The 2,264-nt window shown below is 69.8% G+C and carries 2 protein-coding genes; both read left to right on the top strand.

The window, feature by feature from the left end; all coding sequences use genetic code 11:
- Positions 1-409 precede the first annotated feature (409 nt).
- On the top strand, positions 410-604 hold the full coding sequence (locus AB0M82_RS45855; protein WP_364736189.1) for a hypothetical protein: 195 nt from the start codon (positions 410-412) through the stop codon (positions 602-604).
- Between the two features lie 304 nt (positions 605-908).
- Positions 909-1,322 (top strand): Lsr2 family protein, encoded by a 414-nt coding sequence (locus tag AB0M82_RS45850; protein ID WP_364736187.1) that lies wholly within the window; start codon positions 909-911, stop codon positions 1,320-1,322.
- Positions 1,323-2,264: the final 942 nt, after the last annotated feature.

Genomic DNA, 2,264 nt, shown 5'->3' with positions numbered 1-2,264 from the left:
TCGGCTCCGGCCGTCCCTTGTGTTCGCCAGGGGCGTGCCGAACCCCCTGTGGCGCCGCCCGCCCGGCGTTCCCGGCGAGCTGCCGGCGTGCGGGGCAAGAATGTTGAACGATGTTCTCCCCTGAGAAGTTCCTGGCCCGGCGGGGAACCCGGAACCGGTCCCGCGGGAACGGCGGCACCGCCACCCGATGAGGTGAACCGGCCGGCGCCGCGCTCGCGCCGCGCTCGCGCCGCCCTCGCATTGACCGGACCGGAAAATGCGTGACCCGCGACACCCGGCGACGATTCGAGCCGCGAGTTCGTCCGTTTACGGAACCGGACGATCACTCGCGGTGGAAGATTGCGCCCCCGCGTTCCCGGGTAGCCGCCGGGATGAGGAAGGTGCCCGACGAGCTCGGCAAGGAGTCGCGATGACGGCGAACGAGAACCGGCCGCAAGATCCGGAAGCGGACCTCGCCCGGAGCCGGCAGCACATCAAGGAGGCGAAAGAGGCCGCCAAGGAGGCCGACTTGGCCGATCCCGCCGAGGGGGACGCCGACGAGGTCCTGGAGACGGATCCGCCCTACCACCACGGCGAACAGGGCTCGACGCCGTCGGGAACATAGGAGCCGGGACCGGTTTCCGCCTTCGATTCACCACGGCCGGAAGGGCCCCGCACCCGCGTGCGGGGCCCTTCCCGTGAAGCTGTTCCTCCTTGACGGCGACGGCACGCTCACCGGTCATTTCGGCCGTCCGGGAAACTCCGTCAGTCCTATCAGGACCCGCTGACGACCGGATGTTCCCGGCGAAGCCGCCGGAAAATTGCCGTACCGATCCTCGAGTGGATACACTCCACCCAAGAACGTCGATCATTGTGCAACTTGTCACACGTCACGTTCCCGGACGCACATCCAACTGAGGAGCATTCCCGTGGCCCAGAAAGTCCTCGTCGAGATCCTGGACGACATCGACGGCAGCACCGCCGCCCAGACCGTTCAGTTCGGTCTCGACGGCGTCACCTACGAAATCGACCTGTCGGACCAGAACGCGACGGCGCTGCGCGACGAACTCGCCCGCTTCATCACGGCCGGCCGTCGGATCGGTGGCCGCAAGGTCCGCGTCGCGACCGGTCAGTCGACCACGACCAGCACGACCGACCGCGAGCGCAACCAGCAGATCCGCGCTTGGGCCAACGCCAACGGCTACGAGGTCTCCGAGCGAGGACGCCTGTCCTCCGAGGTGATCGCCGCCTACGAGCAGGCCCAGGTGGCGGAGGCGGAAGCGCCCGCCGCGACGCCGCGCAAGCGCGCCCCGCGGAAGAAGGTCGCCGCCGCCAAGAAGTAACGGCGGTGGCCAGCAGATCACTGGGGAGAGATCACCGCAGCCGGCCCGTTGGCGGCAAGGGCTGAACACCCTCGCCGCCGACGGAGGCCATTTCCCGTCGACACCCACCCGGGGAATGCCGCTTCGGCGCTGACACACTTGCTTCAGGGACGATCCCTTTCGCTCACGGATCCGCCGAGTCACGGCGAACCGGAGCACGGCCGAGCCAACGGCTCCCGGCCGGGGGATTCCGGCCTTCATCGGCCCCGACTTCCGTTTCGACCGCCTCTGGAGAATTCCGGCCTACTCCGGCCGCAGCTTCCGCCTCCGCGGCCATCCCCGAGTTCGCGAGCCGGCCGCACGGCCCGGGTCGAAGAACCACCTGCTGTCCGGGAAGCGGTCCACCAGCCGGTGGCCGAGGTGGATCGCCAGAGCCGTCTTGCCGACGCCCGTCATGCCGTACGCCGCCGCGTCGGTCAGCGGGCCGGGCGGCCCGGCCGACGAAGCGGCCGACGTCGCGCGGAAGGTAGTTGCCCGGTCCTGACGGCCGCCGGTTCGCCTGCGAGCGAATCGAGCGCGGCGAGCGGTCGCCGCACGGAATCGACTCCGGGTTCCAGCACCATCGAAAACCATTACCCGGCATCACCCGCGCGCGAACAGCTTCCCCTACCTGTGCCGACACAAGGGTCTGCCAGCGCCGGCCCGGCCTGTCTGCCGGACGAGCACGGGACTCCGCGACTTCACCCACCACCGCAGGTGGGACGGCCGAACCCATGGCGGGCGAAGCGTTTGCGGGGGCGCTGGAAAGTCGCGGCCGCTCACTGGCCTCGGACGGGTGCCCCCGGGATTGCTGCCGTGGGCTCAGCATCGCCGCAGGAGAGGGTTTGGCCGTACGCGCGCTCGACGTACCGCTGCAAGACAGATCGGCACGCGAGGGCTCGCCGAACAGCCCGCCGGAGCCGG

The organism is Amycolatopsis sp. NPDC051128, from assembly GCF_040682715.1.
Lineage (GTDB): Bacteria > Actinomycetota > Actinomycetes > Mycobacteriales > Pseudonocardiaceae > Amycolatopsis.
Note: the sequence above shows the minus strand (reverse complement) of the source record. Positions and strands in the feature narration are given on the sequence as shown.

Excerpts from the sequence above, each read along its gene's own strand:
- AB0M82_RS45855 (WP_364736189.1), top strand. The coding sequence starts at position 410 with ATGACGGCGAACGAGAACCGGCCGCAAGATCCGGAAGCGGACCTCGCC.